The following is a 20,543-nucleotide window of genomic DNA, read 5'->3' on the forward strand; positions in this document are numbered from 1 at the left end:
CCCATGTCCGCTCCGCTCCGGTTCTCGAACGCCGCGCCAGCCGACTCACGCTGACGAATTGTCAGCTGCTCTCAGGCGGTGCGCCGAGCTTCATACCGGCTTGGTGTGAAGCGCGATCTCCTGGCGTCGCATGACCGTGCCGTCGAGCTCGAAGCCGCGCTGCTCGAGCGTGATGTGCGGGGCTTTTCCGTCGCCCTCGATACGGAACAGGTGCCAGCTCGCCATCTCGCCATGGCCGAGCGGGCCGATCGAGGCCGAGGGCACGCCGACGATCGGCACGTCGCGGCCGGGGCCGGGCCGCCAGGCAAGCGAGAATTTGTGATTATGGCCGTGCAGCACGAGGTCGGCGCCCTTGCGCGCCAGCATCGCCTCGAACGCAGCCGCATCGACCAGTTCGCGTGACCGCCTCGCACCGCCGACATAGGGCGGGTGATGGATCAGCACGACGCGGATCAGGCCCTCCTCGCGCGCGCGATCGAGCAGGATCTCGGTTTTCGCGATCTGATCGCGGCCGACCTTGCCGGTCGCCATCAGCGGCAGGGTTGGAACGCCGGTGTTCATGCCGATCAGCGCGATGTCGCCGCGCCGCCGATACCAGGGATAGCCGGCGCGCCCGTCGTCGCTGGCCACCCAGGGACCCAGAATTCCCGCCAGCGCCTTCAGGGAGGAGCGCGCATAGGCGTCGTGATTGCCGGGCACGAAGCTCACCGCCTCATGCGGCCCCAGCGTGTCCAGGAAGGTCGCGGCCGTCCTGAATTCCTGCGGCAGCCCGATATGGGAGACGTCGCCGGTGCAGGCGACATGATCGGGCGTCTGCGCGCGGATATCGGCGACGATCAGCGCCAGGATGTCCATGTCATGCGCATGCCGGCGCTTCCGGCGCCAATTGACGTAACCCGTCGCCCGCTTGCCGAGAAGCTGATGCAGTGAAAACCCGGCGAGCGGGGCGAGATGCGGGTCGGACAGATGCGCGAGCGTGAACACAGTCTCAGCGCTTGCCTTGCGGCCCACCCGTCGTCAAGCGTGAGGTCGCATGCCGGCTGGCAGCCTCCGTCACGAGGCGCGGTCTCAGTTCGCGGCGCCGGTCAGTTCGGAGACGATACGCGAATCGGTGAGGGTCAAAGCCGGCTGCCAGACGAAGGCGCGCTTGGCGCGGAAGCGAGCAATAATGAACGAGAGCAGCATAACGGAACTTTCCAAGTCGTGAGGCAGCGATATCGTCCTTGTTTGCGGCGCGTTTGTGACGCAGCGGCACGTGGAACGACGGTCCGCCATGCGCCAATTGCATATACAATTGATTAACCAGAGGGCTTCGAGCGTGCCGGACATGTCACAGGCGTCAGATCCGCCCGGGCCGCAGCCGGGGCGGGAGAGGGGGCTGACGGGGCCGCAGCGCCTGATGATCCGCCTGCTGCATCTTTATTTTCGCTTTGCTCGCGGCATGACGCTGGGCGTGCGGGCCGCTGTTCTGAGCCAGACAGGCGAGGTCTTCCTGGTCCGCCACACCTACACGCCGGGCTGGCAATTGCCGGGCGGCGGGGTCGAGGCCGGCGAGCCGATGATCGAGGCGCTGGCGCGCGAACTTGAGGAGGAGGCCAGGATCAGCCTGAGCGGGCCTGCGCAGCTGTTCGGCGTCTACTTCAACCGCAAGGTCTCGCGCCGCGATCACGTGGCGCTGTATGTCGTGCGCGACTTCGTAGTGGAGGAGGTCAAGAGGCCGGATCGGGAGATCGCCGAGGCGGGGTGGTTCGGGCTCGACGCCCTGCCGAAGGGGCTGACACCGGCGACGCGGCGGCGGCTCGAGGAGATCGCTGCAGGACAAGCTCCGGCGACGGATTGGTGAAGGCGCCTGCCGGATGGACGCCCGCCCGGCGCTCTGCTACAGCGCCGCCATCATGACGAATGGGCTCCCGACCTCCCTGCTGCGACGACCGGCGCGCTGAACGCGCATCCCGGCATGGACGCGCCTTGCGCGGACCCTGCGCTCGCCCGCCAGCCTCTCTGCCCGCCTGCAGGTCTTCCTCGTCATGACATCGCTGCCCCTGACCATTCGCCACGAGCTTCCCGTCGATGGCCCCGCCATCGAGCGGCTGCATGAACGCGCCTTCGGGCCGGGGCGCTTCGCCCGCACCGCCTTTCGCCTGCGCGAGGGCGTGCCGCCGGACGCCGATCTGACCTTCGCGGCCCATGTCGGCACCTTCCTCGTCGGTTCGATCCGGGTGACGCCGGTGGCGGCCGGTGGCCACACCGCGCTGATGCTGGGCCCGCTGACGGTCGATCCCGCCTTCGAGGGACGTGGCATCGGGGCGGCTCTGATGAACCGGTCGATCGATGCGGCGCGCGCCGCGGGCCATGACCTGATCATGCTGGTGGGGGACGCGCCCTATTATGCCCGCTTCGGCTTCACGGGGATCCCGCCCGGGCAGCTTGTCCTGCCGGGGCCGGCCGATCCGGCGCGGTTCCTGGCGCTGGAACTGGTCACGGGCGTGCTCGCGCAGCGGCGCGGCGCGGTCACGGCGATCAGGTGAGGCGCGCTTGTCTTTCCGGGGCTTCGCGACGCGAAGAACCCGGAACCCACGACCGGGCGCTTCCCTGGCCGTCAGCTCGAGACAACGCTCACCCGGTCATGGGTTGCGGGTTCACTGCTGCGCAGCGCCCCGGAATGACAGGGTTAGGCCGGGTCGGGCTTCCGGTTGAACCTGCGACCGCTCTCGCCGATCCAGCCGGCGACGAGCGCGCCGAAGAGCAGCGCCAGCCCGATCAGGCCGATGAAGAGCGGCGAAATCTGGACGCCGCGCACGATGCCGGAATCGCTGATGCGCAGGCCGATCCAGTCCGAGCCGGAAAACTGGCTGCCCGACCGCACCGGGACGATGCGGGGCACGCTCACCCCGGAGCCGGTCTCCTGGCCGATGCGACGCGCGGAGCCGCCGCTCGCCTCGGCCAGGGCCTGAAGCGCCGTCGGATTGCTGACGACCTCCATCAGCTCGCGCGGATTCTCGGGCCCGACGCTGGCGAAGGCGGTGAGGTTGTCGCCGGAGATGCGATGCAGGCCGAATTCGCTGCTGGGAATGCGGGCGGTGAACAGGCCGGGACGGCCGGGTTCGAGCGGAACCGAGCGCGACTGGCCGTCGGGCCCGGTGACGGTCAGGGGCGCCGGATTTTCGCCCAGCGTCTGGCGCTCGACCTCGATGACGCCGCCGCGCGCGACGGCACGCAGCGCCTCCTCCTCGAGATCAGGCTCCTTCATCAGCCAGTGGCCGAGGCGGCGCAGCAGGTCGAGATGGGGGCCGCCATCGCGGAAGCCGCGCGCCCAGAGCCAGGCGTGGTCGGAGAGAAACAGCGCGACGCGGCCCTTCTGTTCGCGCGCGAGAACCAGGAGAGGCCGCTCGCCGGGGCCGGTCATGACCGAGGAGCCGGTGCGGGCGCGGGCGCCGACCATGCGCAGCCATTCGCCCCATTGCGGCGGCTCGACCTCGGAGCCCGGTAGATCGCGCGTCACCGGATGGCGCTTGCCGGGATCGCTGACGCGGGCGCGATAGGCCTCGTCGATGACCGAGCCGTCCGGGATCGCCGGCAGGATCTGGTTGAGCGGCGTGCGCGCCAGCGACTGGGCGCCGGCATATTCCGGACCCGCCGCGATCAGGAGCGCGCCGCCCTCGCGGACATAACGGACGATGTTGTCGAAATAGACCAGCGGCAGGATCGACTGGTTGGCATAGCGGTCGAATATGATCAGGTCGAATTCCTTGATCTTGACCTGGAACAGCTCGCGCGTCGGGAAGGCGATCAGCGAGAGCTCGTTGATCGGCGTGCCGTCCTGCTTCTCGGGCGGGCGCAGGATGGTGAAGTGCACGAGGTCGATATTGGCGTCGGCCTTGAGCAGGTTGCGCCAGGTGCGCTCGCCCGGGTGCGGCTCGCCCGAGACCAGCAGCACGCGCAGCTTGTCGCGGACGCCGTCGATGGTGATGACGGCGCGGTTGTTGGCGAGCGTCAGCTCGTTGTCGAGAGGGGCAGCCTCGATCTCGACGACATTGGGGCCGCCGCGGTCGATCCGCACCGGCACCGAGACGGTCTCACCGACGATCACCTCGCGGCGCGCAATGATCTCGCCGTCGCGGCGCACGATCAGGCCGGCGCGGCCGGGGCCGCCCTTTTCGAGCACGCGCAGGCGCACCGTCTGGTCCTTGCCGACGATGCCGAAGCGGGGCGAATCGACCAGCACGATGCGGCGGTCGATCTCGCGCTCGCGGCCGGTCGTCAGCACATGCAGTGGCGCGCGCAGGCCCAGCGCCTCGGCTGTGGGCGGCGCGTCATGGGCGAGACCGTCGGTGATGACGATGGCGCCGGCCACGCGCTCGGAAGGCACGTCGGCGAGGCTGGCGGCCAGAGCCTCGAACAGGCGGGTCCCGTCGCCGGAGCCCTGGGCATCGCGGACCTCGACGATGCGGGGTTCGACATTGGTCAGGCCGCGCAGCTGGCGCTCGACCTCGGCCTCGGCCGCCTGCGTTTGGGCCGTGCGGTCGCCCAGACGGTTGGACGCCGAGCGGTCGATGACGACGGAGACGACGTCCTTGACCGGCTCGCGATCCTCGAAGACGAGGGAGGGATCGGCCAATGTCACTGTCAGCACAGCGAGCGCCAGCGCCCGCAGGATGGCGCTCCTGCCTGCCAGCACGATCGCCGCGCCCGCCGCCAGCGCCGCCAGGACGGAGAGCCCGATCAGCAGTGGCAGCGGGACGAGGGGGGCGAAGGAGAGGCTCCACATCAGATCGGGTTCCTGTTGGCGCGCCCCGCGCGCCGTTCGAGCATCCCCTCAGCCGTCACTGGCCCAACCTTTCGAGCAGGGCCGGGACATGGACCTGGTCGGCCTTGTAGTTGCCGGTGAGCGCATACATCACGAGGTTGACGCCGGCCCGCAGCGCCATTTCGCGCTGACGCGGGTCGGAGCCCGACAGCGGCACCAGCGGCTCGCCGCGCCGGTTGATCGCCCAGGCCGCGGCGAGGTCGTTGGAGGTGATGACGATCGGCGAGACATTGTCGCCGGCTCGGGCCGGGCGGCGGCCATCGGCGCCGGCGGGCGGCAGGATCTCGACCCAGGTCGTGCCGGTGTCATAGCGGCCGGCGAAGCCGTCGAGGATGTAGAAGGTCTTGGTCAGGACATGGTCGCGCGGCAGCGGCTCGAGCTCGGGGATGTCGAGCGTCTGCAGCATGCGGCGCAATTGCTCGCCCTCGGGCGTGGTGCCGCCGCCGGGCCGCGCGCTCATCGCATCGCGGGTGTCGAAGATCACCAGCCCGCCGCCCTTCATATAGGCTTCGAGCTTGCGCAGCGTCTCGGCGGCGGGAATCGGCCGGCCGGCGACGATGGGCCAGTACAGCACCGGGAAGAAGGCGAGTTCGTCGCGGTCGGCATTGACGCCAACGGCCTCGCCGGGCTCCAGCGCGGTGCGGGCGCCGAGCACGATGTTCAACCCCGCGAGCCCGGCCTTCGACATGTCGTCGACCGCCTTGTCGCCGGTGACGACATAGGCGAGCCGGGTCACGGCACCTGCGGCGAAGAGTTCGCGCGGGATCGGCGGGCGCGGGTCGACAGCGGCAATAGCGGGCGCCGACGGTGGGGTGGCCTGAGCCATGGCAGGCCCAGGCGACGCCACCACTCCCGCGACAGCCAGCGCCAGCAGGATCGCGGCAGGCGCGGCGCGGCGGGCCTTGCGGGCAAAGGACAACCGGCCGCCGAGCCAGAGCGTCGCCAGCGTGTCGGCGACCAGCAGCAGCAGCGCCAGCACCAGCAATTGCGGGCGGATGTCGCGCGCGACCGGCTTGTCGACGGGAAGGATCGGCGCGCCGAGTGCCACCAGGTCGATGGCGCGCAGCGTGTCGGTCGGGTTGAGCGCGTTCATCGCGAGAGAGCCGTCGGCGGGGCCGTAGATGCCCGGCGGGTGGGCGAGGGTGGCGCGCGCCGTGAAGCTGCGAGCGACGGGCTGCGCGGTGGCGGGCGGGCTGCGGAAGGCGCCGCTGCCGTCGAGAACGCGGGTCGGCGACAGGGTTTCCACGCGGGCATCCTCTCCCTCGGCTGCGGCGGGTCCGGTGCCGGCCAGGCCGACGATCTTTCTGAGCATCTCGACGAAGAGGCCCGACAGCGGCAGGTTCGACCAGGTGGTATCGGCGGTGACATGCATCATCGCGATCATGCCGTCGCCGCGCCGCTCGCCGGTGACGACAGGCGTGCCGTCCTCCAGCGCCGCCCAGGTCTTGCGCGACAGGTCGGCCTCGGGCTCGGCCAGGATCTGCCTGCTGACGCGGACATCATCGTTGATCTGGGTGCCGAAGAAAGGGCTCTCGCGGGTGAAGGGCGCGAGCTTGCGCGGCGTTTCCCAGGACAGGCCGCCGCCGAGCGTGCGGCCGCCGCGGCGCAGGCGCACCGGCGTCAGATCGTCCGATGCCGCGGCCAGACGCGCCCCAGCAAAGCGCAGCAGTACGCCGCCGCGCTGGATGAAGGCGTTGATCTTGCCGGCGGTGTCGGCGTCGAGCGCGCCGATATCGGCCAGCACCAGAACCGAGAGGTTCTGCGCCAGCAATTCGCCGACCGGGTCGGTCGAGCCCGGACGCGGTTCGCGGATCTCGGCGAAGGGCGAAAGGGCGCGCGAGACATAATAGGTCGGCGAGAGCAGCGGCTGGGCGGTGTCAGTGGTGGCGCCCGAGACGATGCCGACGCGGCGACGCTTGGCGCGGTCGTCGAGCAGGGCGACCGCGGCCGCGCTGCGCTCGCCCACGATCTCGAGCCGCGAGACGGCGTTGCGGACTTCGATCGGAAGCGTCAGGCGCGCGGTCGTCTGCAGGTCGGACCCGCTGAAGACGAAGGGCGCATCGCCGAGCGGCAGGCCCTTGAGGTCGAGCGCGCGGACCTGGCCGCTGGCGGCGGCCGACGGCGTCGGGCGCAGCACCTTGACCGCCAGCGCGCCGGCGAGGTTGTCGGGTGCGGCGAGGGCCAGTTGGTCGATCGCGCCGGCATGGATCGAGAGGCGGCGCGCATCGGCGACCTGCTTCAGTCGCGCCAGGAAGGACGAATCATCGGTCACGGATAGCCCGTCGGCGACCCAGACGATCTCGGCGTCCGGCGCGGTGCGCAGAAAGGCCTCGATGCGGGGCAGATGCGCCGAGCGGTCGGGCGCATGCGGCTGAAGCGCAAACGCGCGCAGCCGGTCGAGCGCGGCGCGGGGTTCCGACAGCGCGATCTCGCTCGGGTTCTCGGCGAGCCCCAGCAGCGCGACCGGGCGGCCCTCGCGGCCGGCGGCGGCGACACGGGATTCGGCCACCAGCAGGCGCTCGGGCCAATCGGTCGCGGCGCCAAAGCCGTTGTCGATCATGAGCAGCATCGGTCCGCGCAAGGGACCGGCCTCGCGCGGCGGGTTCCAGACCGGGCCGGCGACGGCCAGGATTGCCAGCGCCGCGACGAGCATGCGCAGCGCCAGAAGCCACCACGGCGTATGGGCCGGCATTTCGCGCTTGGCGACGAGGTCGGCCATGATCTTGAGCGGCGGAAAATCGATCCGGCGGGGCCGCGGCGGCGTCACCCGCAGGATCAGCCACAGCGCCGGCAGCAGGGCGAGTGCCGCGAGCGCGAGCGGGGCGGAGAAGGCGAGGGGCAACGAGCTCAGCATGGGCCCGCTTCCTCTGTCATTCCGGGACGGCCCGAAGGGCCGGGCCCGGAACCCACGACCTGGCTTGACCTCAGGGCACCATCGAAATTCTGTCGTGCCCGGTCGTGGGTTCCGGGTTCTTCGCTGCGCGAAGCTCCGGAATGACAGGACGTGTTTCGGAGAAAAGCGGCTGCCTTCATCGCCCGGTCCCCCGCGCCGCCGCCACCAGGCTGGCGATGCGCAGGACGCCCTCGCTCGCCGGGCGGTCCGTGCGGTGGAGCGTCAGCGTCCAGCCGGCCTTGCGGCAGGCCTCGCGGATCGCGTCGCGATGGGCTTCGAGCCGCTGGCGGTATTCCGCGCCCCAGGCGCCGGCATCGCCGACGCGCAGAGACAGCCCGTCCTCGAGATCGAAGAGTTCGGCCTGGCCGGTGAAGGGGAAGGTTTCCTCGATCGGGTCGGCGATCAGCAGGACATGGCCGCGCGCGCCCGACGACGACAGCGTCGCGATGCGCTGGGCGAGCGCGGCGGATGGCGACAAGCCGTCGGTGATGATGATCGCATCGGCCAGACGCGGCAGCGGCCCGTCGGGCGGCAGATCGAGCTCTGCCCCCTTCGCATCGGCCAGGATCGCCTGCGCCAGCGTCTCGACGATGCGGCGCGAGGCCAGCGCCCGCGTCAGCCCGAGATGGCCGACGCGCTCTCCGCCATCGACCAGCGTCTCGGCCAGGGCAAAGCCCGCGATCAGCGCACGATCAACCTTGGAGGCCAGCGCCAGCGAGGAGGCGAAGCCCATCGAGGCGGAGCGGTCGATCCAGAGCCAGATGGCGTGCGAGGCCTCCCATTCGCGTTCGCGCACGAAGAGATGGCCGTCCCGGGCCGAGCGGCGCCAGTCGATCCGCGACGAGGATTCGCCCGTCACCAGCGGGCGGTATTGCCAGAAGGTCTCGCCGGGGCCGGCGCGCCTGCGGCCATGGATGCCGTGCAGGCTGGCGGATACGCGGCGCGCCTCCAGGATCAGCCGCGGCAGTCGCGCGGCGAGATCGAGCGAGGCGGTGACGACCGGCCTGGCGGGCTGGCGTTCGGTGGACCCGAGAACGCGCGTGCGCAGCATCGGCTCGGCTCCTCCTATCCCAGTTTCTCGACGAGCTTGCCGATGATGCCCTCGACCGTCTCGCCATCGGCGCGGGCGGCGAAGGTCAGCGCGACGCGGTGCTTCAGGACGGGAACCGCCAGCGCCACGACATCGTCGACGGAGGGGGCGAGGCGGCCTTCGACCAGCGCGCGGGCGCGGCAGGCCAGCGTCAGCGACTGGCTGGCGCGCGGGCCGGGACCCCAGGCCAGCTTGTCGGTGATCGCGGCGTCGCTGCCGGGGCCGGGGCGGGCGGAGCGGACGAGATCGAGGATCGCATCGACGACCGTCTCGCCGACCGGCAGGCGGCGCACGAGGCGCTGCGTCGACATCAGCGTCTCCGCCGACATCGCCTGGGCCGGCTTGTGCTCGGAGGCGCCTGTGGTTTCCATCAGGATGCGGCGCTCGGCGTCGCGATCGGGATATTCGACGTCGATCTCGAGCAGGAAGCGGTCGAGCTGGGCTTCGGGCAGGGGGTAGGTGCCCTCCTGCTCGATCGGATTCTGCGTCGCCAGAACATGGAAGGGCGCGGGCAGGTCGTAGCGCTCGCCGCCGACGGTGACGTGGTGCTCCTGCATCGCCTGCAGCAGGGCCGACTGGGTGCGCGGCGAGGCGCGGTTGATCTCGTCGGCCATCAGCAGCTGGGCGAAGACCGGGCCCTTGATGAAGCGGAAATGGCGCTTGCCGTCGGCGCTCTCGTCGAGAACCTCGGAGCCGAGGATATCGGAGGGCATCAGGTCCGGCGTGAACTGGACGCGGCGTGCGCTCATGCCGAGCACGGTGCCCATCGCCTCGACGAGCTTGGTCTTGGCGAGGCCCGGCACGCCGACGAGCAGGCCGTGGCCGCCCGCCAGCAGGGTGATCAGCGAGAGATCGACGACCTTCTGCTGGCCGAAGATGACGCGGCCGATTTCGGTGCGGGCCGCACCGATCGCGCCCAGCGCGGCTTCCGCCGCCTCGACGATTCCGGTATCGAGGCTGATCGGCGGGTTGGTCTCCGCCGCCCGGACTTGCGCCACCATATCGATCTCCTTCACCCTCTGGGTCGCGCCGACGAGCGTTTCGCAACCTTGCAACGGCCTGAGCCGTTGAGTGTGGACGGGGCGCCATGCCGGCTCAAGGACGGAATGGCGCGATGCACAGAACACGGCTTCACGATTATGTGGAGTTCAAGGCAGAGGCGACGATGCAACCACTATGCCGCATGCGGCGCCGGCAGGCTTTTCGATGAGTGGCGAGGGCGGCGCGATGGAGCGGCTGCTGGCGGCGCTCAACAGCGACCCGAAGCGCGGTCTGCCGCCGGTCGAGCGCTGGAACCCCGATTTCTGCGGCGTTATCGATATGAGGATCGCCGCCGACGGCACCTGGTTTTATCTGGGCACGCCGATCGGCAGACCCGCGCTGGTCAAGCTGTTCTCCTCCGTCCTGCGTCGCGACGGCGACGATTACGTTCTCGTGACACCGGTCGAAAAGCTCGGCATCACGGTCGAGGATGCGCCGTTCCAGGCGGTCGAGATGGCGGTGGAGGGAGATGGCGATGCCCGTGCGATCGCCTTTCGCACGCTGGTCGACGACCTCGTCCAGGTCGGGCCCGACCATGCGATTCGCTTCGAGCGCGCGGCCGGGGACGGGCTGAAACCCTATGTCCATGTCCGGCGCAATCTCTGGGCCCGCCTGACGCGCGCGCTCAGCTATGATCTCCTGGCGCTGGGCGAAGTGCGCGCGGTCGATGGCGTGCCCATGTTCGGGATCGCTGCGGCCGGCACGTTCTACGCGGCGGCGCCGGCCAGCGAGATCGATGGGTTGTGATGCGGGCACTGGATCTGACCACCGACCAGTTTGCCGCCCTGGCGAAGCAGCGGCTGCGGGCGGAGCCGCCCGCGTTCGGCGACATCATCAGCCGGCCGCGCGGCGACCACGAGTTGCAGCCGCAGCCGATGGCGGCGCCCGACGAACAGGAGGCCGTTGCGGCTGCGGTGCTGATCGGCATCGTGCCGCGTCCGGCGGGGCCGACGGTGCTGCTGACGCAGCGGGCGGCGAGCCTGCGCAGCCATTCGTCGCAGGTGGCGTTTCCGGGCGGCCGGGTCGATGCGATCGACGGATCGCCCCTCGTCACGGCGCTGCGCGAGACGGAGGAGGAGATCGGGTTGCCGCGCTCGCGCGTACAGACGCTTGGGTTCCTCGACGCCTATCTGACGGGGACAGGGTATCGGATCGTGCCGGTGGTCGCGCTGGTCGAGCCGCCCTTCTCGCTGGTGCTCAATGCTCATGAGGTCGACGACGCCTTCGAGGCGCCCTTGTCCTTCCTGCTCGATCCGGCCAACCACCGGCGCGAAGGCCGGGAGTGGCAGGGCATCCACCGCACCTATTATGCGATGCCGTTCGGGGATCGCTATATCTGGGGCGCAACCGCCGGGATGATCCGCAATCTTTACGAGCGGCTCGCCGGCTGAACCGATTGGACCACCAAGGCCATGCTGCGTTCGATCATCGAAGAGGTGCTTCTCTTCGTCCTGCCGTTTTGTATTTTCGCGGGCTACCTCATCGTGAAGCGGCGCAACCCGCTCGATGTCGAGCATTGGAGCCGGCACGTCTTCTGGCTGGCAATCGTCGGACTGGGTCTTGCCATCGCGCTCGTCGCCTATGGCGGCTGGACCGCGCCGCGCGCCACCGGCGCCTATGAGCCGCCGCATATGGAGAACGGGACGCTGGTGCCCGGCCGGTTCAAATGACGCTGCCGCAGGCGCGCATCGCCGCCTTTCTGGCGCGGCCGCCGCTCGCGCGCCTGCTGGAGGCGCTGAACGGCGCGGGCGAGGAAACCCGGATCGTCGGCGGTGCGGTGCGCGACCTCCTGCTCGACATGGCCGTCGGCGATGTCGATCTGGCCACCACGGCGCTGCCGCAGGAGACGATCCGGCGCGGGCAGGCCGCCGGTTTCAAGGCGGTGCCGACGGGGATCGAGCACGGCACCGTGACGCTGGTTACTGAGGGCATCGGCTTCGAGGTCACCACCCTGCGCGAGGATGTCGAGACCGATGGCCGCCGGGCGGTGGTCCGCTTCGGCCGCGATTTCGTCGCGGACGCGCTGCGGCGGGATTTCACGGTCAATGCGCTGGCGCTCGACGGGACCGGTACCGTGCACGATCATGCCGGCGGGCTCGCCGATCTGGCGGTGCGGCGCATCCGATTCATCGGCGATGCGGGCAGCCGCATCCGCGAGGATTACCTGCGGATCCTGCGCTTCTTCCGCTTCCATGCCCGCTATGGCGCAGGCGCGCCCGATCCTGAGGGCCTTGCCGCCTGCATCGCGGGCCGCGCCGGGCTGGCGGGCCTTTCGCGCGAGCGGGTCCGGGCCGAGGTGATGAAGCTTGTGGTCGCGCCGGGCGTGGTCGGCGTCATCGAGGCGATGGCGGGCGCCGGTCTGCTGATGCCGGTGATCGGCGGCGTGCCGCAATTGTCGCGCTTCGCGGCGATGGCCGAGGGGGGCGATGGCAGTCTGGTCCATCCGGCGTTCCGGCTGGCGGCGCTCAGCGTGATGGTGCGGGAGGACGCGCTGCGGCTGCGCGAGACCCTGCGACTGTCCAACGACGAATTCGACCGGATCGAGCGGACCGCGCTGGCGCTGGAGGCGCTGTCGGGGCGGGCCTCGCCGGTGACCCTCGCGGCCTTGCGCCACCTTGCCCATCGCGTCGGTCAGGATGCGGTTGCCGCCGGGCTCGTGCTGCTGGGCGCGCGTGGCGATCCGCAGGCACAGGGAGAGACGCAGGCGACGATCGCTGTATTGGCGCGCACGCCGCGCTTCCTGCCCGGTGGGCGCGACGTGATCGCGCTGGGTGTGCCGGCCGGGCCTCTGGTCGGGCAGGTTCTGGAGGCGGCGCGGCGCGGCTGGATCGAGAGCGGCGCGCCGGCCGACGAGGCCGTGCAGATGGCTGCGGTGGCACGGGCGGTCGCCACGCTCGGGACCGCGCAATAGTCGCTCAGGGCCACCTCACCGTCGGCGGCATCGAGGACAGGATCGAATCGACATTGCCGCCGGTGCGCAGGCCGAAGATCGTGCCGCGGTCATAGAGCAGGTTGAACTCGACATAGCGGCCGCGGCGGATCTGCTGCTCCTCGCGGTCGGCCGGGGTCCAGGCCTTAGCCATATTGGCGCGCAGAATCGGCGGATAGGCCTTCAGGAAGGCTTCGCCGACGGCTTGCGTGAAGGCGAGGTCGCCTTCGGGATCGCCGGACCAGACATAGTCGTAGAAAATGCCGCCGATGCCGCGCGGCTCGTTGCGGTGCTTCAGATGGAAATACTCGTCGCACCAGGTCTTGAAGCGGTCGTAGTCGGCGATCGGCGCATGCGCCTCGCAGGGCTCGCGCATCGCGGCGTGGAAGGCGATCGCATCGGGGTCGTCCTGGTTGCGGCGGGCGACGAGGACCGGGGTGAGGTCGGCGCCGCCGCCGAACCAGGGCTTCGTCGTGACGACGAAGCGCGTGTTCATATGGACAGTGGGCGCATGCGGATTCCAGGGATGGGCGATCAGCGAGATGCCGGTGGCGTGGAAGCGCGGGTCTTCCGCCGCGCCGGGGATCTGGCCGGCGAATTCGGGCTGGAAGGTGCCGAAGACGGTCGAGACATGGACGCCGACCTTCTCGAAGACGCGGCCGCTCATCAGCGACATCACGCCGCCGCCGCCGGGCGCGCCGTCATGGTTGTTGCGCTGCCAGGGGGTTCGGACGAAACGCCCGGGGGCCTGCGTCTCGGGCGGAAAGGGCCCTGTCGCCTCGGCTTCGATCGCCTCGAAGGAGGCGCAGATCTGGTCGCGGAGGGTTTCGAACCAGGCCTTTGCGCGAGGCTTCATCGCCTCGGCCAGTGTCATCGCGGCAGGGTCGGTCTGGGCCGCTCCGGCGGCCTTCTGGTCGGTCATCCCCATCTCCTCAGGGCATCGGCAGACAATCATCGGGCGCCGGGCGCTCCTGCCGGGGGCAGGGGGGCGGACGGCGTCCCGTCGGATGGCGTCGCAAATCCGCCGACCTGCCGCAAGGCTTCGCCCAGAACCAGGGCGGCCGCAATCGCGACGTTGAGCGAACGCAGGCCGCTTTGCATCGGGATATGCACCACGGCGTCGGCCGCGGCATAGACCTCGGGCGCGGCGCCGGCGGATTCGCGGCCGACCATGACGATGTCGCCGGGCCGGAAGGCGAAGTCGAGATGGGCCACCGCGCCATCCGTCTCGGCCAGGATCAGGCGGTGGCCGGCGTTCCGGCGCCAGGCCTCGAAGGTGGCGAAGGAAGCGTGGCGCGTCACGGCCGCGCGATCGAGATAATCCATGCCGGCGCGGCGGAAATGCCGGTCCGAGACATCGAAGGCGGCGGGCTCGACGATGTCGACCGCGATCCCGAGGCAGGCCGCCATGCGGATCAGGGTCCCGGCGTTCTGGGGGATGTCGGGTTGATAGAGGGCGAGACGCAGCATGGTCTGCTGTCATGGGATGACGGTCGAAGATGCGTCAAGAAGGCAGGGCCGTCGCCGGGCATGCGTCGCGCAGGCTGGCGTTCGGCATGGCCACGCGCCATATCGATATGAAGGCCGGCCTGTCATCGCGCCAGCTTTGCCCCGATTTCGTCGCCATGCCGGTCCAGAGGAGGGCGGACATGATTGCCCCCCTGTTCCGCTGGCTCGAGAGCCGGATCGACGTCTTCGCGCCCTTCGACGAGCGCGAGACGCCGCCGCGCGGCGTCTGGCTCTTCATGTGGCACCACATCAAGGGCGTGAAGGGCTGGCTTGCCCTGATCATGCTGACGGGTCTGGGCTTCAGCGGCATCGAAGCGGCGATGTATCTGATGGTCGGCTGGTTCGTCGATCTGCTGGCGACGCAGTCGCCGGAGTCGATCTTCCGCGACCATGGCTGGACGCTGGCGGGCGCCGCCTTCCTGCTCGTCGTCGTGCGTCCGCTGATCTATTTCGCCAACCACGCCATTGTCGACCAGGTGGTGGTGCCGCAGATCACCAACCAGATCCGCTGGCGCAACCATGTCTACACACTCGGCCATGCGCTGGGCTATTTCCAGAACGACTTCGCCGGCCGGCTGTCCTCGCGCGTGCTCCAGGCGGGCCAGTCGATCCGCGGCGCCACGATCGAGGTCATTGACGATCTCTGGTACGCGCTGATCTTCGCGGCGGTGGCGCTGGGCTTCTTCGGCTCGACGTCGTTGTGGCTGGCGCTGCCCGTGCTGGTCTGGCTTGCCGCCTATGCCGCGCTTTTGACCTATTTCGTGCCCCGCGCCAAAAAGCGCTCGGAAGCCAACTCGCTCGGCCGCTCCTCGACGACGGGGCGCATCGTCGATGCCTACACCAACATCCTGACGGTGAAGCTCTTCGCCCGGGCCGATGCCGAGCGCTCGGCCGTGCGCGATGCGCTGACGCGCTGGAACGCGTCCTTCCTGAACCTGTCGCGGCTGATCACGGGCGTCAGCGTCATCCTGCAGACGATGAACAGTCTCCTGGTCGTGGTCACGGCCTGGCTGTGCCTGTGGCTGTGGAGCCAGGGCACGATGACGCCGGGCGCGGTCGCGGCTTCGATCGGGCTCGTGCTGCGGCTCGTGCAGATGTCGAGTTGGCTGATCCATCTCGTGCGCGGTGTGTTCGAGAACATCGGCGCCGTGCAGGAAAGCATGGAGACGATCGCCAAGCCGCACGACCTCACCGATGCGGCCGATGCCGCGCCGCTCGTGGTCGACCAGGGCGGCATCCGCTTCGACAAGGTCCGCTTCAACTACGGCAAGAGCGCCGGCCTGTTCGACGGGCTCGATCTGACGATCGCGCCCGGCGAGAAGATCGGCCTCGTCGGCCCATCGGGCGCCGGCAAGTCGACGCTGGTGAACCTCCTGCTGCGGCTCTACCCGCTGGAGGGCGGCCGCATCCTGATCGACGGGCAGGACATCGCCCATGTCACGCAGGACTCGCTGCGCGCCCAGATCGGCATGGTGACGCAGGACAATTCGCTGCTGCATCGCTCGATCGGCGACAACATCGCCTATGGCCGGATCGGCTCGACCGCCGAGGACATCGCCCAGGCCGCGCGGCAGGCCTCGGCTCACGACTTCGTCCAGGGCCTGACCGACCAGGACGGCCGGCAGGGGTTCGATTCGCGCGTCGGCGAGCGCGGCGTGAAGCTCTCGGGCGGCCAGCGCCAGCGCATCGCGATCGCGCGCGTGCTGCTCAAGGATGCGCCGATCCTGATCCTCGACGAAGCGACTTCGGCGCTCGATTCCGAGGTCGAGGCGGCGATCCAGGACCAGCTGACATCGCTGATGGAGGGCAAGACGGTGATCGCGATCGCGCATCGCCTGTCGACCATCGCCGCGCTGGACCGGCTGATCGTGCTCGATCAGGGCCGGATCGTCGATATTGGCAGCCATGCCGAACTTGTGGCCCGCGGCGGGCTCTATGCGCGGCTGTGGTCGCGCCAGTCCGGCGGTTTCCTGGCGGCCGCGGACCCCGAAAAGCTCCCGGCTTAGCGCCGAGAGCGCGTGTTTCTGCGGGTGTCAGGCTCCTCGGCGGAGGCTGGCACGGGGCGCCAGCCGGTCCGCAGGCTGATATCCCCGGACTGCTCCGTCCGACGTCGTCCGGAAGCTTCGTACCAGTTGCGTCAGCGTCTCGATCTGCGTGGTCTGCGACGTCGCGGAGGCAGAGCTTTCCTCCGCCAGCGATGCGTTCTGCTGGGTCATCTCGTCGAGCTTGGCGACGGTCCGGCTCATCTCCTCAATGCCCCGCGATTGCTCGATCGACGCGGCGGCGACATCCGAGATCGTCGCGGCGACACCGGTGGACGCCAGAACGATGTCCTGCAGGGCTTCGCCGGACGACCGCACCAGCCGCACGCCGTCGCCGACGTGGCTGTTCGAGGCCGCGATCAACGTCTCGATATCCTTGGCGGCCTCACCGGAGCGCTGGGCCAGCACCCGGACTTCGGCTGCGACGACCGCGAACCCCTTGCCGGCATCGCCCGCACGGGCGGCCTCGACGGCGGCATTGAGCGCCAGCAGGTTGGTCTGGAAGGCGATGTCGTCGATGACATTCGTGATGTCGGAGATCTTCTGGGCGGAGGCTTCGAGCGCCTCCATGGCGCGCACGGCTGAACCGACGATCTGGCCGCCTTTTTCAGCGATCTCGGTGGCGTTGCGAGCCTGTGCGACCGCCTTCTGAGACGATTGCGTCGTCAGCTTGACGGACGCGGCGAGTTGCTCGGCGGTCGATGCGCTTTCCTGCAGCGAGGTCGCCTGCTGCTCCGTCCGATGCGCGAGGTCCAGCGAACCGCTGCTGATCTCCTCGCCCGCACCCCGAATTCTGGCAGCGACGTTGGTGATGCTGAGCATCGTGTCGTTCAGCCGTTCGGATGCGTGATTGAAGTCGGAGCGCAGCTTCTCGTAGTCGGCCGGGAATGTCGTTTCGATCCGGTGCGTCAGGTCGCCCCGGGCCAGGCTGTCCAATCCCTGTGCGAGGCCTGCGACAACCAGCATGCGCTCCCGCTCACCAACCTGCTGCAAGGCCATGCTGTCGGCCATGGCAGTCTGCTGTGCGTTGCGGGCCTTGTGCGTGAGTTCGCTGGCCTCCTCGGCCGCCTGTTGCGCCGTCGCGGCCTCTGCGAGGGCTGCATCGGCCCTGGCCAGCGAGCTCTCCGCGGCAGCCAGCGTGGCGCGAATCGTTTGTGCCGCCCAAGCCAGGGTCAGCGCCTCGGCGACCAGGATGGCCGCGTGAATCATGACCCGATCCAGCGCCCCGTCGCCGGGAAACACGAGGCCGGGCATGACGAGCGACAGCAGCAGATGATGCACGGCGACGACGCCGGCGGCAGCGGCGATGACCTTCCAGTCACAATAGACAATCAGCATTGCCAGCGCGGCAAAATAGGCCATGTGGAGATCGATCTGCCAGGGATTGCCGGCGAGCGCGGCAACCACCAGCGAAACGGCGACCATCAGCGATACGCCGAGCGCGAGCGGCGTGCCGCTATCGCCCCGGTCGAGCCAGGCGAGCACCGTGGCGCACAGGCTCAAGGCGACTGCGGCGACCCCGATGCCGACCGGCGAGGCCGCCGTCAGCAGGACGGCCGGCACCGCGGTCCAGATCGTTGCGACGATCATGCCGTTGCCGAGTTTTCGAAAGTCAGAGATGGACAGCGTCATTAGCGTTCGATCCTTGCGCACAGGGGGGCGCCGCTTGGGTCAAGGGAGAAAAGCGCGCCCTGTTCGCTGAGACGCTGGGCGGCTTCGCCCTCCTCGACGCGGACGATGATGACGAAAGGCAGCGTTCCGCTGCCCACGATGGAGCCGGCGCGCGACGCCGCCGAGACGATCTCGGTGTTGCTCCACCATGGCGGAAAGACGCCGGCCGCGATCGACGCGCTCAGCGGGCGGGCCGCCATGATCGGGACGAGCATCGTCGAAACCGCCCCGATCGCCACCGCGGGCAGCCAAGTCAAAACACTCATGATGGGGGCTGGGCCTGTTGCTAAGATTTGAAGCAGCGTGGTCACGCAGCGTTAATTTTCCCTTACGGAAGCCGCTTGCCTTGACGCTCGGTGGAGCGTGGATTGTCAGGGTGGCTTGACGGGGTCTCAGGGTACGCAAAACCGGGAAAGGTACCGGACCGGAGTGCTTCAACCCTCGCCTGCCGCGACGCGCGGCGCGGGCGCTTTCCCCGTTCAGCTTGTCCCGGGCACAACAGTAGACTTCGTCCAAACTGCATGCCAAAGAGCGCGACAGTGACGCGCCGCCGCATTGCGGCCGTGATCACACGCCCGTACATACGGCGCAGGCCTGTAATTTCGAGTCGTTCAAAGGCTCGATCGACGTTGTAGAGGATTGGATCGTGGCGAACGCGACCGATACGAAGCCCACCGAACCTAACCGCCGCGACTTCCTGATGCTGGCGACCGGCGCCGTCGGCGTGGTCGGACTGGGCGCAGTCGTCGTGCCGCTGGTCAGCCAGCTCGCGCCCGACGCGCAGACGGTCGCCGCAGGCGCGCCGATCGATCTCGACCTCGCCCCCGTGGCGGAAGGCCAGGCGATCAAGCTGTTCTGGCGCGGCAAGCTGATCTTCGTGCGTCATCGCACGCAAAAGGAGATCGACGAGGCGCGTGCGGTCAACGTCGCCTCGCTGCCCGATCCGCAGCCGGACCAGGCCCGCGTCAAGGCCGGCCATGAGCAGTTCCTGGTGGTCTACGGCAACTGCACCCATCTGGGCTGCGTGCCACTAGGCAACTCTCCCGGCGATCCGAAGGGCGACTACGATGGCTGGTTCTGCCCCTGCCACGGCTCGCACTACGACTCGTCCGGCCGCATCCGCAAGGGCCCGGCGCCGACCAACCTGCCGGTGCCGCCCTACACGTTCAGCGCCGACACCAAGATCCGGATCGGCTGAGCGGTGCCTTTTCCCCGTTCCAGCCTGGTCTTCCGTTCCAGCCTTGCAGAGACAGCCCTGAGGCATTCCGCATGAGTGGTCACAGCACCTACGTTCCCAAGTCCGGCTTCGAGCGCTGGCTCGATGCGCGCCTGCCGATCGTGCGCCTCGCGCATGATGCCGGCGTGTCCTATCCGGTTCCGCGCAACCTGAACTACTTCTGGACCTTCGGCGGGATCCTGATGCTGATGCTGGTGTCGCAGATCGTGACCGGCATCATCCTGGCGATGCACTACACGCCGCATTCGACGATGGCGTTCAAGTCCGTCGAGCACATCATGCGCGACGTGAACTATGGCTGGCTGCTGCGCTACCTGCACTCCAACGGCGCCTCGATGTTCTTCGTCGCCGTCTACATCCACATGTTCCGCGGGCTGTATTACGGCTCCTACAAGGCCCCGCGCGAGGTGCTCTGGATCCTGGGCGTCGTGATCCTTCTGCTGATGATGGCGACCGCCTTCATGGGCTACGTCCTGCCCTGGGGTCAGATGTCCTTCTGGGGCGCGACCGTCATCACCAACCTGTTCTCGGCCCTGCCGATCGTCGGCGAGACGATCGTGACCTTCCTGTGGGGCGGCTTCTCGGTCGACAATCCGACGCTGAACCGGTTCTTCTCGCTGCACTACCTGCTGCCGTTCATGATCTTCGGCGTGGTGATCCTGCATGTCTGGGCGCTGCACCATGTCGGGCAGAACAACCCGACCGGCGTCGAGGTCAAGAACGTCGCCAAGGATACGGTCCCGTTCACGCCCTATGCGACGGTCAAGGACCTGTTCGCGATGGTGTGCTTCATCGGCCTGTTCAGCTACTTCGTGTTCTACCTGCCCAACTTCCTGGGTCATGCCGACAACTACATCCCGGCCAACCCGGCCGTGACGCCGGCTCATATCGTGCCGGAATGGTACTTCCTGCCCTTCTACGCGATCCTGCGCGCCATTCCCGACAAGCTCGGCGGCGTCATCGCGATGGGCGGTGCCATCGTGGTGCTGGCCTTCCTGCCATGGATCGACAGCTCCAAGGTCCGCTCGATGAGCTATCGCCCGATCGCGCGCCAGCTGTTCTGGGCCTTCGTGGTGGTCTGCATCGCGCTGGGCTGGCTCGGCGCCATGCCGGCGGAGGGCGGTTACGTCATCGCCTCGCAGATCTTCACGGCGCTGTATTTCGGCTACTTCGTCGCGCTGTTCGTGGTGGGGCTGTTCGAGCGGCCGAAGGCTCTGCCGACCTCGATCGCCGATTCCATTTTCGCTTCGATCCAGGGTGGGTCGGGCGCGCGAATGGCCGTCGCCACCGCTGCCGAACCCAACGCCAAGGGCTGAGACGAATC

18 protein-coding genes are annotated in these 20,543 nt (G+C 69.0%); 9 read left to right on the top strand and 9 right to left on the bottom strand.

What is annotated here, in order from left to right; translation table 11 throughout:
* Nucleotides 1–90: 90 nt before the first annotated feature.
* The gene (locus Q8S38_RS05805; protein ID WP_305679477.1) at nt 91–984 is read right to left on the bottom strand and encodes a metallophosphoesterase family protein; all 894 of its coding nucleotides are present in this window, start codon (nt 982–984) and stop codon (nt 91–93) included.
* A gap of 415 nt (nt 985–1,399) precedes the next feature.
* Between Q8S38_RS05805 and Q8S38_RS05810 the strand changes: the two genes are divergently transcribed.
* Both Q8S38_RS05810 and Q8S38_RS05815 read left to right on the top strand, forming a co-directional pair.
* The gene (locus tag Q8S38_RS05810) at nt 1,400–1,843 is read left to right on the top strand and encodes an NUDIX domain-containing protein (protein WP_305679478.1); all 444 of its coding nucleotides are present in this window, start codon (nt 1,400–1,402) and stop codon (nt 1,841–1,843) included.
* A 184-nt stretch (nt 1,844–2,027) separates the two neighbouring features.
* Nucleotides 2,028–2,528, top strand: coding sequence for a GNAT family N-acetyltransferase (locus Q8S38_RS05815; RefSeq protein ID WP_305679479.1), 501 nt, complete (start codon nt 2,028–2,030; stop codon nt 2,526–2,528).
* A gap of 143 nt (nt 2,529–2,671) precedes the next feature.
* On the opposite strand, the gene Q8S38_RS05820 is transcribed toward Q8S38_RS05815, so the two are convergent.
* From Q8S38_RS05820 to Q8S38_RS05835, 4 genes are all read right to left on the bottom strand, one after another.
* Nucleotides 2,672–4,768 (bottom strand): hypothetical protein, encoded by a 2,097-nt coding sequence (locus tag Q8S38_RS05820; protein ID WP_305679480.1) that lies wholly within the window; start codon nt 4,766–4,768, stop codon nt 2,672–2,674.
* Nucleotides 4,769–4,823: 55 nt separating this feature from the next.
* The gene (locus Q8S38_RS05825; protein ID WP_305679530.1) at nt 4,824–7,658 is read right to left on the bottom strand and encodes a DUF4159 domain-containing protein; all 2,835 of its coding nucleotides are present in this window, start codon (nt 7,656–7,658) and stop codon (nt 4,824–4,826) included.
* Between the two features lie 178 nt (nt 7,659–7,836).
* Nucleotides 7,837–8,751 (bottom strand): DUF58 domain-containing protein, encoded by a 915-nt coding sequence (locus Q8S38_RS05830; protein WP_305679481.1) that lies wholly within the window; start codon nt 8,749–8,751, stop codon nt 7,837–7,839.
* Between the two features lie 14 nt (nt 8,752–8,765).
* Nucleotides 8,766–9,791: an AAA family ATPase gene (locus Q8S38_RS05835; RefSeq protein ID WP_305679482.1), complete on the bottom strand. Its 1,026-nt coding sequence runs from the start codon at nt 9,789–9,791 to the stop codon at nt 8,766–8,768.
* 205 nt (nt 9,792–9,996) lie between these two features.
* Between Q8S38_RS05835 and Q8S38_RS05840 the strand changes: the two genes are divergently transcribed.
* From Q8S38_RS05840 to Q8S38_RS05855, 4 genes are read left to right on the top strand one after another with little or no spacing between them, the layout of a single operon-like run.
* Complete coding sequence (locus Q8S38_RS05840; RefSeq protein WP_305679483.1) at nt 9,997–10,578, top strand: DUF1285 domain-containing protein; 582 nt, start codon at nt 9,997–9,999, stop codon at nt 10,576–10,578.
* Nucleotides 10,578–11,222 (top strand): CoA pyrophosphatase, encoded by a 645-nt coding sequence (locus Q8S38_RS05845; protein ID WP_305679484.1) that lies wholly within the window; start codon nt 10,578–10,580, stop codon nt 11,220–11,222. The genes Q8S38_RS05840 and Q8S38_RS05845 overlap by 1 nt, the downstream gene beginning before the upstream one ends.
* Before the next feature lie 21 nt (nt 11,223–11,243).
* The gene (locus Q8S38_RS05850) at nt 11,244–11,501 is read left to right on the top strand and encodes a DUF6111 family protein (protein WP_054143080.1); all 258 of its coding nucleotides are present in this window, start codon (nt 11,244–11,246) and stop codon (nt 11,499–11,501) included.
* The gene (locus tag Q8S38_RS05855) at nt 11,498–12,742 is read left to right on the top strand and encodes a CCA tRNA nucleotidyltransferase (protein WP_305679485.1); all 1,245 of its coding nucleotides are present in this window, start codon (nt 11,498–11,500) and stop codon (nt 12,740–12,742) included. The genes Q8S38_RS05850 and Q8S38_RS05855 overlap by 4 nt, the downstream gene beginning before the upstream one ends.
* 4 nt (nt 12,743–12,746) lie before the next feature.
* Here the strand turns inward: Q8S38_RS05855 and hemF are convergent, their stop codons facing one another.
* Nucleotides 12,747–13,682: an oxygen-dependent coproporphyrinogen oxidase gene (gene hemF, locus Q8S38_RS05860; RefSeq protein WP_371125839.1), complete on the bottom strand. Its 936-nt coding sequence runs from the start codon at nt 13,680–13,682 to the stop codon at nt 12,747–12,749.
* Between the two features lie 29 nt (nt 13,683–13,711).
* Nucleotides 13,712–14,230: a tRNA (cytidine(34)-2'-O)-methyltransferase gene (locus Q8S38_RS05865; protein WP_305679486.1), complete on the bottom strand. Its 519-nt coding sequence runs from the start codon at nt 14,228–14,230 to the stop codon at nt 13,712–13,714.
* Nucleotides 14,231–14,409: 179 nt separating this feature from the next.
* Here Q8S38_RS05865 and Q8S38_RS05870 point away from each other — a divergent pair, with 179 nt between their 5' ends.
* Complete coding sequence (locus Q8S38_RS05870) at nt 14,410–16,275, top strand: ABC transporter ATP-binding protein (protein ID WP_305679487.1); 1,866 nt, start codon at nt 14,410–14,412, stop codon at nt 16,273–16,275.
* 27 nt (nt 16,276–16,302) lie between these two features.
* On the opposite strand, the gene Q8S38_RS05875 is transcribed toward Q8S38_RS05870, so the two are convergent.
* A complete protein-coding gene (locus Q8S38_RS05875; protein ID WP_305679488.1) occupies nt 16,303–17,943 on the bottom strand; it encodes a methyl-accepting chemotaxis protein in 1,641 nt (546 codons plus the stop codon).
* Nucleotides 17,943–18,293: a hypothetical protein gene (locus Q8S38_RS05880; protein WP_305679489.1), complete on the bottom strand. Its 351-nt coding sequence runs from the start codon at nt 18,291–18,293 to the stop codon at nt 17,943–17,945. The genes Q8S38_RS05875 and Q8S38_RS05880 overlap by 1 nt, the downstream gene beginning before the upstream one ends.
* A 335-nt stretch (nt 18,294–18,628) precedes the next feature.
* Between Q8S38_RS05880 and petA the strand changes: the two genes are divergently transcribed.
* Nucleotides 18,629–19,180, top strand: coding sequence for a ubiquinol-cytochrome c reductase iron-sulfur subunit (gene petA, locus Q8S38_RS05885; RefSeq protein WP_305679490.1), 552 nt, complete (start codon nt 18,629–18,631; stop codon nt 19,178–19,180).
* Between the two features lie 71 nt (nt 19,181–19,251).
* Nucleotides 19,252–20,535 carry a cytochrome b gene (locus Q8S38_RS05890; RefSeq protein WP_305679491.1) on the top strand — a complete coding sequence of 428 codons (1,284 nt, stop codon included), beginning with the start codon at nt 19,252–19,254 and terminating at the stop codon, nt 20,533–20,535.
* Nucleotides 20,536–20,543 lie beyond the last annotated feature (8 nt).

The sequence above is a fragment of the Allobosea sp. genome (assembly GCF_030695125.1).
Taxonomy (GTDB): domain Bacteria; phylum Pseudomonadota; class Alphaproteobacteria; order Rhizobiales; family Beijerinckiaceae; genus Allobosea.